The organism is Pseudomonas sp. TH07, from assembly GCF_016651285.1.
Classification (GTDB): domain Bacteria; phylum Pseudomonadota; class Gammaproteobacteria; order Pseudomonadales; family Pseudomonadaceae; genus Aquipseudomonas.
Genome location: NZ_JAEKED010000001.1, coordinates 2686857 through 2700485, shown reverse-complemented (window position 1 = coordinate 2700485; position 13629 = coordinate 2686857). Strand labels below are relative to the sequence as shown.

Annotated in this window: 12 protein-coding genes; 6 read left to right on the top strand and 6 right to left on the bottom strand. The window is 61.9% G+C overall.

From position 1 onward, the window contains the following. Positions 1-16: 16 nt before the first annotated feature. Together JFU57_RS12565 and JFU57_RS12560 are read right to left on the bottom strand one after the other, a co-directional pair. Positions 17-499 carry a glutathione peroxidase gene (locus JFU57_RS12565; RefSeq protein ID WP_078469853.1) on the bottom strand — a complete coding sequence of 161 codons (483 nt, stop codon included), beginning with the start codon at positions 497-499 and terminating at the stop codon, positions 17-19. 135 nt (positions 500-634) lie between these two features. Beyond that, complete coding sequence (locus JFU57_RS12560; RefSeq protein ID WP_020297166.1) at positions 635-1120, bottom strand: FKBP-type peptidyl-prolyl cis-trans isomerase; 486 nt, start codon at positions 1118-1120, stop codon at positions 635-637. 53 nt (positions 1121-1173) lie between these two features. Between JFU57_RS12560 and JFU57_RS12555 the strand changes: the two genes are divergently transcribed. From JFU57_RS12555 to JFU57_RS12545, 3 genes are all read left to right on the top strand, one after another. Next, positions 1174-1428 carry a DUF3565 domain-containing protein gene (locus JFU57_RS12555; protein ID WP_078469852.1) on the top strand — a complete coding sequence of 85 codons (255 nt, stop codon included), beginning with the start codon at positions 1174-1176 and terminating at the stop codon, positions 1426-1428. 61 nt (positions 1429-1489) lie between these two features. Beyond that, entirely contained in the window at positions 1490-3589 is a 2100-nt protein-coding gene (gene pta / locus JFU57_RS12550) for a phosphate acetyltransferase (RefSeq protein WP_201129481.1), read from the top strand. Further along, complete coding sequence (locus tag JFU57_RS12545) at positions 3590-4495, top strand: acyltransferase (RefSeq protein ID WP_078469850.1); 906 nt, start codon at positions 3590-3592, stop codon at positions 4493-4495. Positions 4496-4585: 90 nt separating this feature from the next. On the opposite strand, the gene cysN is transcribed toward JFU57_RS12545, so the two are convergent. From cysN to JFU57_RS12530, 3 genes are all read right to left on the bottom strand, one after another. Then, positions 4586-6484, bottom strand: a complete 1899-nt coding sequence (gene cysN / locus JFU57_RS12540; RefSeq protein WP_201129480.1) for a sulfate adenylyltransferase subunit CysN — start codon at positions 6482-6484, stop codon at positions 4586-4588. A 9-nt stretch (positions 6485-6493) separates the two neighbouring features. Continuing rightward, a complete protein-coding gene (gene cysD / locus JFU57_RS12535) occupies positions 6494-7411 on the bottom strand; it encodes a sulfate adenylyltransferase subunit CysD (protein ID WP_020297160.1) in 918 nt (305 codons plus the stop codon). A 159-nt stretch (positions 7412-7570) separates the two neighbouring features. Next, positions 7571-8329 carry a Nif3-like dinuclear metal center hexameric protein gene (locus JFU57_RS12530; protein ID WP_201129479.1) on the bottom strand — a complete coding sequence of 253 codons (759 nt, stop codon included), beginning with the start codon at positions 8327-8329 and terminating at the stop codon, positions 7571-7573. Positions 8330-8431: 102 nt separating this feature from the next. Between JFU57_RS12530 and algW the strand changes: the two genes are divergently transcribed. From algW to JFU57_RS12515, 3 genes are all read left to right on the top strand, one after another. Beyond that, the gene (gene algW / locus JFU57_RS12525) at positions 8432-9586 is read left to right on the top strand and encodes a Do family serine endopeptidase AlgW (protein WP_020297158.1); all 1155 of its coding nucleotides are present in this window, start codon (positions 8432-8434) and stop codon (positions 9584-9586) included. A gap of 86 nt (positions 9587-9672) precedes the next feature. Next, positions 9673-11778, top strand: a complete 2106-nt coding sequence (locus JFU57_RS12520; protein ID WP_201129473.1) for a TonB-dependent siderophore receptor — start codon at positions 9673-9675, stop codon at positions 11776-11778. Positions 11779-11790: 12 nt separating this feature from the next. Beyond that, entirely contained in the window at positions 11791-12519 is a 729-nt protein-coding gene (locus JFU57_RS12515; RefSeq protein WP_201129471.1) for a DUF4198 domain-containing protein, read from the top strand. 57 nt (positions 12520-12576) lie between these two features. Here the strand turns inward: JFU57_RS12515 and hisC are convergent, their stop codons facing one another. Next, a complete protein-coding gene (gene hisC, locus JFU57_RS12510; protein ID WP_201129469.1) occupies positions 12577-13629 on the bottom strand; it encodes a histidinol-phosphate transaminase in 1053 nt (350 codons plus the stop codon).

The window sequence follows — 13629 nt, the reverse complement described above, 5'->3', positions numbered from 1 at the left end:
GGCCCGGCAGTGTCTATCAGCTCAAGGCTTTTTCAATCGCCTGAATCACGGTGGGGTCATCCGGTGCGGTGCGCGGCGAGAAACGCGCCAGGACGCGGCCGTCCTTGCCCAGCAGGAACTTCTCGAAATTCCAGGTGATATCTCCCGGAAACTCAGCCCCCTCACCCGCCAGCAGACGGTACAGCTGATGACGTTCCGGACCGTTCACCTCCAGCTTGCTGCTCAGTGGAAAGGTCACGCCATAGTTGAGGCTGCAGAACTCCTGGATTTCCTGCTCGGTGCCTGGTTCCTGGCCGGCAAACTGATTGCACGGCAGGCCCAGCACGCTGAAACCCTGGTCTTTGTATTGCTGGTAGAGGTTTTCCAACGCCGCATACTGTGGTGTCAGACCACACTTGGAGGCGACGTTGACCACCAGCACGACGTGCCCCTTGAAGGGCGCGAGCGGTAGCTCCTGACCATCCAGGGCTTTCAATTTAAGGTCGTGAAAAGCACTCATGACGAACTCCAGATTCCCGTGTTCTTGCAGAAAAACAGCACCCGACAGTCACACTCACTCGCCGGCAACAACCGTCGCGGACTAAAAAGGCGCCCTCGGGCGCCTCTCCAGTCAACTTGAGCTTAGCGCAGAAAATCAGTGGTGATGACCACCTTCGCCATGGACGTGACCATGGGCGATTTCTTCCTGGCTGGCGTCACGGATGTCGACGATTTTCACCTGGAAGTTCAGACGCTGGCCGGCCAACGGGTGGTTGCCGTCAACGGTCACATCGTCGCCGTCCAGATCACGGATGGTCACGATCTGCATCTGGCCGTCCGGAGCGGAAGCGTGGAACTGCATGCCCACTTCCAGCTCGTCTACGCCTTCGAACATGCTGCGGCTCAGGGTGCTGACCAGTTCGGCAGCGTATTCGCCGTAGGCATCTTCAGGTTCTACGGCAACGGTCAGTTCATCACCGACTTTCTTGCCTTCCAGGGCTTTTTCCAGGCCTGGAATGATGTTGCCTGCACCTTGCAGGTAGACCAGCGGCGCGCCGCCGGCTGAGCTGTCGATGACCTCACCAGCGTCGTTGGTCAGGGTATAGTCGATGGAGACAGCCTTGTTGGCGGCGATCAGCATGGGGGCGAGACCTTTTGCATAAGAATGAAGAACGGACAAGTCTAAACAAGGATTTGCCCGAAAGCGAACAGAACCCGGACGGACGGGCTCGAACGAAGCCGCCGACGGTCACTGGTTTTCATCAGGACGAAGATCAGCACTGGGTCGCCGAGCTTTCCTGCGGCCACACCCAGCATCTGCGCCACCAGCCACCCTGGCAATCACGGGCCTGGGTCACCGACGCCGCGCAACGGCAGAAAAAAATAGGCCAACCCTTTGCCTGCGGCTGGTGTGCTCAGGGCCTGGATAACGATAACCTTAGCGTCTGACTATCAGGTAGGCGGCCAGACATAGACCGCCACCTTTGCCATGCACCCTTCGAGAACCCGCATGCAAACTTTTTTTATCGCACCCACCGATTTTGGTGTGGGTCTGACCTCCATCAGCCTCGGGCTGGTGCGTACGCTGGAACGGGCCGGGCTCAAAGTCGGCTTTTTCAAACCCATTGCCCAGCCCCATCCGGGCGACACCGGCCCCGAGCGCTCCACCGAACTGATAGCCCGCACCCACGGCCTCAAGCCCCCGCAACCCCTGGGCCTGGCCCATGTCGAGCGCATGCTGGGCGACGGCCAGCTGGATGAGCTGCTCGAAGAAATCATCACCCTCTACCAGGAAGCGGCCGTCGGCAAAGACGTGCTGATCGTCGAAGGCATGGTGCCGACCCGCAGCGCCAGCTACGCGGCTCGGGTCAACCTGCACCTGGCGAAAAGCCTGGATGCCGAGGTGATCCTGGTCTCCGCCCCGGAAAACGAAGTGCTCACCGAGCTCTCCGGGCGTGTCGAGTTGCAGGCCCAACTGTTTGGCGGCCCGCGCGACCCGAAAGTGCTGGGGGTGATCCTCAACAAGGTGCGTACCGACGAAAGCATGGAGGCCTTCGCCGCCCGCCTGAAGGAACACTCGCCGCTCTTGCGCAGCGGTGATTTCCGCCTGCTGGGCTGCATTCCGTTCCAACCGGAGCTGAACGCCCCGCGCACCCGTGACGTGGCCGACCTGATGGGCGCCCAGGTACTCAACGCCGGCGACTATGAAACCCGGCGCATGACCAAAATCATCATTTGCGCGCGCACCATGCGCAACACCGTGGAACTGCTCAAGCCCGGCGTGCTGGTGGTGACTCCCGGCGATCGCGACGACATCATCCTCGCGGTAAGCCTGGCCGCCATCAACGGCGTCCCCCTGGCCGGCCTGCTGCTGACCAGCGATACCCTGCCCGACCCACGGATCATGGAGCTGTGCCGCGGCGCCCTCAACGCTGGCCTGCCGGTGCTGTCGGTGAGTTCCGGCTCCTACGACACCGCCAATCAGCTCAACGGGCTGAACAAGGAAATCCCCATCGACGACCGCGAGCGCGCGGAAATCATCACCGACTTCGTCGCCAGCCACCTCGATGCCCGCTGGCTGCACCAACGCTGCGGCACCCCACGGGAAATGCGCCTGTCCCCGGCGGTGTTCCGCTATCAGTTGATCCAGCGTGCCCAGGAAGCCAACAAGCGCATCGTCCTGCCTGAAGGCAGCGAACCCCTGACCGTGCAGGCGGCGGCCATCTGCCAGGCCCGTGGCATTGCGCGTTGCGTGTTGCTGGCCAAGCCGGAAGATGTCCAAGCCGTGGCCCGTGCCCACGGCATCGAACTGCCCGAAGGCCTGGAGATTCTCGACCCGGACCTGATTCGCGAACGCTACGTCGAGCCGATGGTGGCGCTGCGCAAGAGCAAAAACCTCAACGCACCGATGGCCGAACAGCAACTGGAAGACCCAGTGGTCATCGGCACCATGATGCTGGCCCTGGATGAAGTCGATGGCCTGGTGTCCGGGGTCATTCACTCCACTGCCAACACCATTCGCCCGGCGCTGCAACTGATCAAGACCGCCCCGGGCTGCACCCTGGTGTCCTCGGTGTTCTTCATGCTGTTCCCCGAGCAGGTGCTGGTCTACGGCGACTGCGTGATGAATCCGCACCCAAGCGCTAGCGAACTGGCCGAGATCGCCCTGCAAAGCGCCGACTCGGCGGCGGCCTTCGGGATCACCCCACGGGTGGCGATGATCAGCTACTCCAGCGGCGACTCGGCCAGCGGTGAGGAAGTGGAAAAAGTCCGCGAAGCCACCCTGCTCGCCCACGAAGCCCAAAGCACCCTGCTGATCGACGGACCGCTGCAATACGATGCCGCGGCCAACGAAGCGGTTGCCCATCAACTGGCGCCCAACAGCCAGGTGGCGGGCAAGGCCACGGTGTTTGTGTTCCCCGACCTGAACACCGGCAACACCACCCACAAGGCGGTGCAACGCAGTGCCGACTGCGTCAGCCTGGGGCCGATGCTGCAAGGCCTGCGCAAACCGGTAAACGACCTGCCCCGTGGGGCGCAGGTGGACGACATCGTCTACACCATCGCCCTGACCGCGATTCAAGCCGCCAACCGACCTGTGGATATCTAAATGCTGGAATTCCTGCCTGCCGCCGTGCGCGGGGTGATCGCGTCGTTGTTACTGGCGTTGAACACCATCCTGCTGTGCTCGTTCCTGTTCTGCGTGGCGATCTTCAAGCTGCTGCCGTTCGCCCTCACCCAGCGCTTCACCGATTGGCTGATGAGCCATACCCACGAAGCCTGGATCAGCAACAACAATGCCTGGATGAAACTCATCTGCCGCACCCGCTGGCACCTCAGCGGGCTTGAGGGCCTGGACTACCAGCACTCCTACCTGGTCACCAGCAACCACCAGAGCTGGGTCGACATCATGGTCCTGCAATACGTACTCAACCGGCGCATCCGTCCGCTGAAGTTCTTTCTCAAGCAGGAACTGATCTGGGTCCCGGTCATTGGCCTGGCCTGGTGGGCCCTGGGTTTCCCGTTCATGAAGCGCTACACCAAGGCCTACCTGGAAAAGCACCCGGAGAAAAAAGGCCAGGATCTGGAAACCACCCGCAAGACCTGTGCGAAGTTTCGCAACAACCCGGTGGGAATGTTCAATTTTGCCGAGGGCACGCGCTTTACCGAGGGCAAACACGCACAGCAGCAATCGCCCTTTCGCTACTTGCTCAAGCCCAAGGCCGGCGGCATCGCCTTTGTGCTGGATGCCATGGGCGAACAACTGAAATCGATCGTCAACGTCACCATCCACTACCCCGGCGGTCGTCCGGGTTACTGGGACCTGCTGTGCGGCAGGGTGAAAGAGGTGGTCGTGCATTTCGAAGAACTGCCGATCCCGCCCCAGTTCATTGGCAAGAACTACGAACAGGACGCCGAGTACCGCCAGCAATTCCAGAGCTGGATCAACCAGCTGTGGCTGGACAAGGATGCGTTGCTGGAAAAAATGCACCGCCAATACCCGGCCAGTCACTAATCACCTGCCCACAAAAAAGCCCGCAGTCGAGTGATCGGCTGCGGGCTTTTTCTTGCCGCTTCAAGCGTGAAGCTCGTAGCGGCTACTGCTTCAAATCGCGCCGCGCTGGCGCAACAGATCCAGCACCTGCTTGACGCTTTCTTCCAGCGACAGTGCTTGGGTGTCGATCACCAGGTCGGCATTCCACGGCACATCGTACGGGAAGGACTCACCCGGGATGTTGTCGCCACCGGCAGCGTACAGACCTTGTGGATCACGCTCGGCACACACCGCTGGCGACGCCTGCACGTAGATGGTCAGCAAACGCTCCTTGCCGATCAGCGCCTTGGCCTGCTCACGCCCTTCGGCGTCCGGAGCGACAAAGGCGGCCAGGGTCAGCAGGCCGGCTTCGTTGAACTGACGGGCAACGTGCGCCGCACGACGCCAGTTCTCGGTACGCCCGGCACGGTCCTGCGGCAAGCCCTTGTTCAGGTCATGACGCAGGTTCTGGCCATCCAGGACAAACACCGCACGGCCCATGTCGAACAACTTGCGTTCAACCGCATAGGCCAGGGTGCTCTTGCCTGCGCCCGACAGGCCGCTGAACAGCACGGTGGCCGGCTGCTGGCCAAAGCGCTGGGCGCGTTCTTCGGTCGCTACATGGGCCAGCTTGCCATGGTGCGTGGCGCTGCCATGGGCCAGCGGCTGGGCGACAATCATGCCGGCGCCCACAGTGCCGTTGGTCAAGCGGTCGATGATGATAAAGGCACCAGTGGTGCGGTTGCTTTCGTAGCCGTCGAGAGCGATCGGCGCGTCGAGACTGATCTTGACCTTGCCGATCTCGTTCAGCTGCAAGGCACTGGCCGGGCCTTCTTCCAGGGTGTTGACGTCGACCTTGTTGACGATGCTGGCAATCGAGCCCGGCACGTAACTGGTGGCGCGCTTGATGTCGTACTTCTTGCCCGGCAGCATCGGCTCTTCAGCCATCCACACCAGCATGGCTTCAAAGCTGTCGGTCACCGGCGGCACGTTGTCGGCGTGTACCAGCAGGTCGCCACGGGAGATATCAATTTCGTCTTCCATGGTCAGCGTCACCGCCTGACCCGGACCTGCATGCTCCAGCTCACCTTCGAAGGTGACGATGGACTTGACCCGGCTGCTCTTGCCCGACGGCAGCACGACGATCTCGTCGCCCTTGTGCACAATGCCACTGGCCAGGGTGCCGGCAAAACCACGGAAGTTAAGGTTCGGACGATTCACGTACTGCACCGGGAAGCGCAGGTCGGTGAAGTTGCGATCGCCGGCCACTTCCACGGTTTCGAGGATTTCCATCAGCGACTGGCCGGTGTACCACGGCGAACGCTCGGACTTGTTCACCACGTTGTCGCCCTTGAGGGCCGACATCGGCACGAAATGCATGCTGGTGGGCTGCATCTTCAGGCCTTCGGCGAACTTCAGGTAGTCGGCCTTGATCGACTCGAACACACCTTGGGCAAAGCCCTTGAGGTCCATCTTGTTGATGGCCACAACGATGTGCTTGATGCCCAGCAACGAGGCGATGAAGCTGTGGCGGCGGGTCTGGGTCTGCACGCCGTAGCGAGCATCCACCAGGATGATCGCCAGGTCGCAGGTGGACGCGCCGGTCGCCATGTTGCGGGTGTACTGCTCATGGCCGGGGGTGTCGGCAATGATGAATTTGCGCTTGGCGGTGGAGAAATAACGGTAAGCGACATCAATGGTGATGCCCTGCTCACGCTCGGCCTGCAGGCCGTCGACCAGCAACGCCAGGTCGATGTCGTCACCGGTGGTACCGACTTTCTTCGAGTCGCGGGTAATGGCTTCCAGGTGATCTTCGTAGATCATCTTCGAGTCGTGCAGCAAGCGCCCGATCAGCGTGCTCTTGCCGTCGTCGACGTTACCGCAGGTCAGAAAGCGCAGCAGCTCTTTACGTTCGTGCTGGCCCAGGTAAGCGAGGATGTCCTCGCTGATCAAATCAGATTGATGCGACATGACAGCCCCTTAGAAATAACCTTGACGTTTTTTGTCTTCCATCGAGCCTGCGCCATCGTGGTCGATGACCCGGCCCTGGCGCTCGGAAGTTCGCGTCAGGAGCATTTCCTGGATGATGTCCGTCAGGCTTTCGGCCTCGGACTCCACCGCGCCCGTCAACGGGTAGCAGCCAAGGGTACGGAAACGTACTTTCTTTTTGACGATACGGGCTTTGTCTTCATCGGACAGGTGTTCGAGGATCCGCTCGTCGTCAATCATGATCAGGGTGCCGTTCTTCTCGATCACTTCGCGTTCGGCGGCGAAGTACAGCGGCACGATCGGGATGCCTTCGAGGTAGATGTACTGCCAGATATCCAGCTCGGTCCAGTTCGACAACGGGAACACGCGGATCGATTCGCCCTTGTTGACCTTGCCGTTGTAGACATTCCACAACTCGGGGCGCTGGTTCTTCGGGTCCCAGCGGTGCTTGCTGTCGCGGAACGAGTACACGCGCTCTTTGGCACGGGATTTCTCTTCATCGCGACGGGCACCACCGAAGGCGGCATCGAAGCCGTACTTGTCGAGGGCCTGTTTCAGGCCTTCGGTCTTCATGATATCGGTGTGCTTGGCACTGCCGTGGGTGAAAGGGTTGATGCCCTGCGCCACACCGTCCGGGTTGACGTGGGTGATCAGGTCCAGGCCCAGTTCCTCGACCATCTTGTCGCGGAACCTGTACATCTCCTGGAATTTCCACTGGGTGTCGACGTGCATCACCGGGAACGGCAGTTTGCCGGGGAAGAACGCCTTGCGGGCCAGATGCAACATCACGGCGGAGTCTTTACCGATGGAGTACAGCATCACCGGGTTATCGAACTCGGCGGCCACCTCGCGGATGATGTGGATGCTTTCCGCCTCCAGCTGTTTCAGATGCGTCAGTTTGTCGACCATGGCTACTCACGAAAGCTTTCTTATGGACGGCCATCGGGCCGTGTTCGAGCGGGGCATGCTAGCACAGCGTCATCTTCTAATCAGGCCGCCAGATAGAACGAAACGATATATGAATATATCGCCTCGTTAGGGCTCGACCGAGCCTTTCACCGCCGAGGATCAGATCGGATTCGGGCAGTCGATAAACAGATGCTCCAGGGCAAAACGCCGCGCCAGGTAGTCGCCCAGTGCCTGTACCCCGTAGCGTTCAGTGGCATGGTGGCCGGCGGCGATAAAGCTGATGTCGTTTTCCCGGGCGCTGTGGAAGGTCTGCTCCGAGGCTTCGCCGCTCAGGTACAGGTCGACCCCGGCCAGCACCGCCTGGTCGATGTAACCCTGGCCACCACCGGTGCACCAGCCCACGCGGCGGATCATCTCGCTGCCTTCGATCAGCAACGGCTCGCGGCCCATGGCTTCCTGCACGCGACGGGCAAAGTCACGGGCGGTCATCGGCTCGTTCAAGGAGCCCACCAGGCCGACGATTTTCGGGTTTTCCGGGTCCAGCGGGCCTTCGACGGTGATGTCCAGCTGCCGCGCCAGTTGCACGTTGTTGCCGACCTCCGGGTGCAGGTCCAGCGGCAGGTGATAGGCCAGCAAGCTGATGTCGTGCTTGAGCAGGGTTTTCAACCTACGCTGCTTCATACCGGTGATGCAGGGGTTCTCGCCTTTCCAGAAATAACCATGGTGCACCAGCACCAGGTCAGCCTTGGCCTCGACCGCGGCGTCGAGCAGCGCCTGGCTTGCGGTGACCCCGCTGACAATGCGCATCACCTGCGGCCGGCCTTCGACCTGCAGGCCGTTGGGGCAATAATCGGCGATCCGCGAACTGCCCAGATATCGGTCCGCTTCTTCTACCAGGGTGCTCAGGGCAACGGCCATAAAAGACTCCTAAATATCCCGTTCAGAGGCGCGCGTGGCCTCGTATAATGCGCGACATTATGGGCCGTGTGCGGTCCTTCGTAACCACCCAGGACTTGCTCAATGCTCAAGGCTCTGCGTTTTTTTGGCTGGCCGCTGCTGGCCGGCGTGCTTATCGCGCTGCTGATTATCCAGCGTTACCCGCAATGGGTCGGGCTGCCCAGCCTGGACGTCAACCTGCAGCAGGCGCCGCAGACCACCAGCACCCAGCAAGGCCCGGTGTCCTATGCCGATGCAGTGGTCATCGCCGCACCGGCGGTGGTCAACCTCTACACCACCAAGGTGATCAACAAAACCGCCCATCCACTATTTGAAGACCCGCAGTTCCGGCGCTTCTTCGGCGACAACCTGCCCAAGCAGCAGCGCATGGAGTCGAGCCTGGGTTCGGGGGTGATCATGAGCCCGGAAGGCTATCTGCTGACCAACAACCATGTAACCACCGGCGCCGAGCAGATTGTGGTGGCACTCAAGGATGGTCGCGAAACCCTGGCCCACGTCATCGGCAGCGATCCGGAAACCGACCTCGCGGTGCTCAAGATCGACCTGAAGAACCTGCCATCGATCACCATCGGCCGCTCGGAAAATATCCGCGTCGGCGACGTCGCGCTGGCCATCGGCAACCCGTTCGGGGTCGGCCAGACGGTGACTATGGGCATCATCAGCGCCACCGGACGCAACCAGTTGGGCCTGAACAACTACGAAGACTTCATCCAGACCGACGCCGCCATCAACCCGGGCAACTCCGGCGGCGCCCTGGTGGACGCCAACGGCAACCTGACCGGCATCAACACCGCAATCTTCTCCAAGTCCGGCGGCTCCCAGGGCATCGGCTTTGCCATCCCGATCAAACTGGCCATGGAGGTGATGAAGTCGATCATCGAGCACGGCCAGGTGATCCGTGGCTGGCTGGGGATCGAGGTGCAGCCCTTGACTCAGGAGCTGGCGGAATCCTTTGGCCTGTCCGGACGCCCGGGGATCGTGGTCGCGGGGATCTTCCGCGATGGCCCGGCGCAGAAGGCCGGCATGCAGCTGGGTGACGTCATCCTGAGCATCGATGGCGAGCCGGCAGGCGACGGTCGACGCTCGATGAACCAGGTGGCGCGGATCAAACCCAGCGACAAGGTCAGCATCCTGGTGATGCGCAATGGCAAGGAGCTCAAACTCACCGCCGAAATCGGCCTGCGCCCACCGCCAGCACCGGTTAAAGAACAAGAGTAAGTGCCGACCGGGGGCGACCCCGGTTAAAAGCATGCATTCTCATTGGTCATGTTATATTGTTTCAATATCGCTATTGGAACGATGCCATGACGTCTCGCAAAATCGTCTCCCTGGCAGGCCTGACCCTGGGCCTGCTGGGGGATCCTGTCTTCGCCGAAGAACCGCAAACCGTTGAACTGGACGCCATCAGCGTCACCTCTGAATTTCCCTCGGCCAGCGAACCGCACAAAGGTTATCGCGCCACCTATTCCAGCGGCGCGACCAAGACCGACACCGCGCTCCGCGACATCCCGCAATCCATCAGCGTCATCCCCGCCAGCGTGCTCACGGACCTGGGCAGCAACCATGTCGAGCGCGCCCTGGAATTCGCCGGCGGGGTTTCCAAGCAGAACAACTTCGGCGGCCTGACCCTCTACGAATACAGCGTGCGCGGCTTCACCACTTCAGAGTTCTACAAGGACGGTTTCAGCGCCAACCGCGGTTATCCCAGCACCCCGGACGCGGCCAATATCGAGCGCATTGAAGTGCTCAAGGGCCCTGCCGCCAGCCTTTACGGGCGTGGCGACCCAGGGGGCACGGTGAATATCGTGACCAAGAAACCCCAGCCCGAGGCCTTTGCCACCCTGCAGACCAGCGCCGGCAGTTGGGACCGCTATCGCACCGCCCTCGACCTCAATACCCCGCTCGACGAGCAAGGCAAACTGCTGTCGCGGGTCAATCTGGCGGTGGAGGACAATCACAGCTTTCGCGATCACGTCGACAGCAAGCGGGTTTTCGTCGCGCCCTCCTTCAGCTGGCAACTGGACCCGGACACCCGCCTGACCCTGGAAAGCGAGTTGGTTCGCCACAGCTCCACCTTCGATCGGGGCATCGTCGCCCCCAATAATCGCTGGAGTGGCGTTTCGCGCTCGACCTTTCTTGGCGAACCCAACGACGGCGACATCGACAACCACAACAACCTGCTGCAAGCGGCCCTTGAGCATCAGCTCAATGACGCCTGGTCATTGCGCCTGGCCAGCCACTACAAGCAAGGCCAGCTATGGGGCTTTGCCTCGGAAAGCCGTCCGCTGAACCCCAACGGCCACAGCGTCAACCGCCGCTATCGCGAGCGCGACACCTCGTGGCACGACAGCATCAGCCAGCTGGAACTGCGCGGCCGTTTCGACCTTGGCAGCTGGCAGCATGAGCTGCTGATCGGCAGCGAGTACGAGGACTACCGCAAGAACGAGCGCGTCACCACCCGCGCCGGCGGCGACTATGCCATCGATATCTACCACCCGGTCTACGGCCAGACGAAACCGGCGGGCCTGCCCTCCGGCACCGATTTCTTCGAGCATGTGCGCAGCCAGGCGCTGAACCTGCAGGATCAGATCATCTTCAGCGAACGCCTGCGTGGCCTGATCGGCGTACGTTTCGAGCATTTCGAGCAGGCCATCGATAACCATGTCAGCGGCAAGACCAGCCGCCAGACCCACGACGCCTTGACCCAACGAGTCGGCCTGCTCTACCAGCTGACCCCGCAACTGGGCCTGTTTGCCAACGCCTCGACCTCCTTCAAGCCGAACAATGGCCTGGACGCGGCCGGCAAGTCGTTCACCCCCGAAGAAGGTGTCGGCTATGAGGCCGGACTCAAGAGCGAGCTGTTCGACGAGCGCCTGAGCGCCACCCTCGCCGCGTTCCACATCGAAAAGAAAAACGTCCTGGCGCTGGACCCAGGCACCGACTCCAGCCGCGCCATGGGCCGGGCCCGCAGCCAGGGTGTCGACCTGCAACTGAGCGGGCAACTGACGGACGCGGTACGGGTGATCGGCGCCCTGGCCTACATCGATGCCGAGGTCACCAAGGGCGACCAGGCGATTCCCGCCGGCAGCCGGATCCTGGGCGTGGCCAAGCGCAGCGGCAGCCTGCTGGGGGTGTATGAATTCCAGAATGGCTGGCTGCGCGGCTCCGACGCAGGCGCGGCCTTCACCTACGTCGGTGACCGCTCGGGTGAAGCCGGAGGCAACTTCGAGTTGCCGGCGTACCACACGGTCGACCTGCTGGCGCACTACAAGGCCAGCGACGAACTGACCCTGGGCCTGAACCTGAACAACCTGTTCGACGAAAAATACTACGAGCGCTCCTACAGCAACTACTGGGTCAACCCCGGCGAGCCGCGCAATTTCACCGTCAGCCTGACACTCAACCTGTAAAAGGAATTCGCCATGCACCCCCTCCCCTCACGCGCCCTCTGCGGACTGCTCGGCTTGCTGTTCGTTGCCCAGGCCTCGGCCCACGGTCTGTGGACCGAACAACGACGCGGCAATATTGAGGTCGTCTACGGCCACGGCGCCGAAGACAACGCCTTCAACGCGCAAAAAATCAGTGGCGCCTGGGCCTTTGATGGCAGCGGCAAAATGATCCCGGTGACGGTCCAGCGCCTGCCCGACCACGGACGCCTGTCGCCACTGAAGCCGCCGGCAATCATGGCAGTGGCGCTGGATAACGGCATGTGGTCGCAGACCGCGGACCAGAAGTGGGTCAACCAGGGACGCCGCACAGTGCCCGGCGCGGTGGCATCGACCCAGACCTTCAAGTACAGCTTGGCGATTTACCAGCCCGGGGCCAAGTTGCCCCAGTTGCAGCAGATCAAGCTATTGATCCGCCCGGAAGTCGACCCGCTGACTGTCGGCCCGGGCAACGCCCTGCCGGTTCGGGTGCTGCTCGACGGCAAGCCCGTGGCCGGGGTCAAGCTGATAGGTGACTATCGCAACGCGCCCAACACCTTGAGCAGCGAAACCGATGCCGAAGGCCGGGCTCGGGTGATTGTGCGCAATGAGGGGTTGAACGTGATTGCGGCGCAGGTGGAAGTCCCGGTGAAAGACAACCCGGATGTGGCGTCACGCGGGTTGTTCAGTTCCCTGACCTTCCTCGGCGAACCCCATCACGAATAAGCCTGCAGCCCGCATCAGCCGCCATTGCGGCGGCTGATGCCTCAGGCCGGCAGCGCTCTACAGCTCGCCCAGGCCGTCGATCAGCGCCTGGTTCTGCTCCGGGGTGCCGATGGTGATACGCAGGAACTGCGCAATGCGTTCCTGTTTGAAGTGACGCACGATCACCCCCTGCTCACGCAGCTTGGCCGCAAGGCCGGCGGCGTCGTGCTGCGGGTGACGGGCAAAGATGAAGTTGGCCGCCGACGGCAGGACTTCAAACCCCTTGGCCTGCAACTGCGCCACCACGTGCCCGCGACTGTCGATCACCTGCTTGCAGGTCTGCTCGAAGTACTCACGATCCTCGAATGCCGCGGCGGCGCCGACAATCGCCAGGCGATCCAGCGGGTAGGAGTTGAAGCTGTTCTTGATCCGCTCCAGGGCCTCGATCAGGTCCGGATGGCCCACCGCCAGACCGACCCGCAGGCCCGCCAGGGAACGAGACTTGGACAGGGTCTGGGTCACCAGCAGGTTCGGGTAACGGTCCACCAGGCTGATCGCGGTCTGGCCGCCAAAGTCGATATAGGCCTCATCCACCACCACCACTGAGTCCGGGCTGGCCTTGAGGATCTGCTCGATCGCCTCCAGCGCCAACAGGCAACCGGTGGGCGCGTTGGGGTTGGGGAAGATGATCCCGCCATTGGCCCGGGCGTAGTCTGCCGCGCGAATCTGGAACTGCTCATCCAGCGCCACCGCTTCGAACGGGATGCCATACAGCCCGCAATACACCGGGTAGAAGCTGTAGCTGATATCGGGAAACAGCAGCGGCTGCTCGTGTTGGAACAGACCGTGGAAGATATGTGCCAGCACTTCGTCGGAACCATTGCCAAGGAACACCTGGCTGGCCTGCACCCCGTAATACTCGGCGACGGCGTGCTTGAGCAGGTCGCTGTTGGGGTCCGGGTAGAGGCGCAGGTTGTCGTTCAGCTCGGCGCGCATCGCCGCCAGCGCCTTGGGCGATGGGCCGTAGGGGTTTTCGTTGGTGTTGAGTTTGACCAGCTTGGCCAGTTTCGGCTGTTCGCCCGGCACATAAGGCACCAGATCCTTGACGAACGGACTCCAGAATTTGCTCAT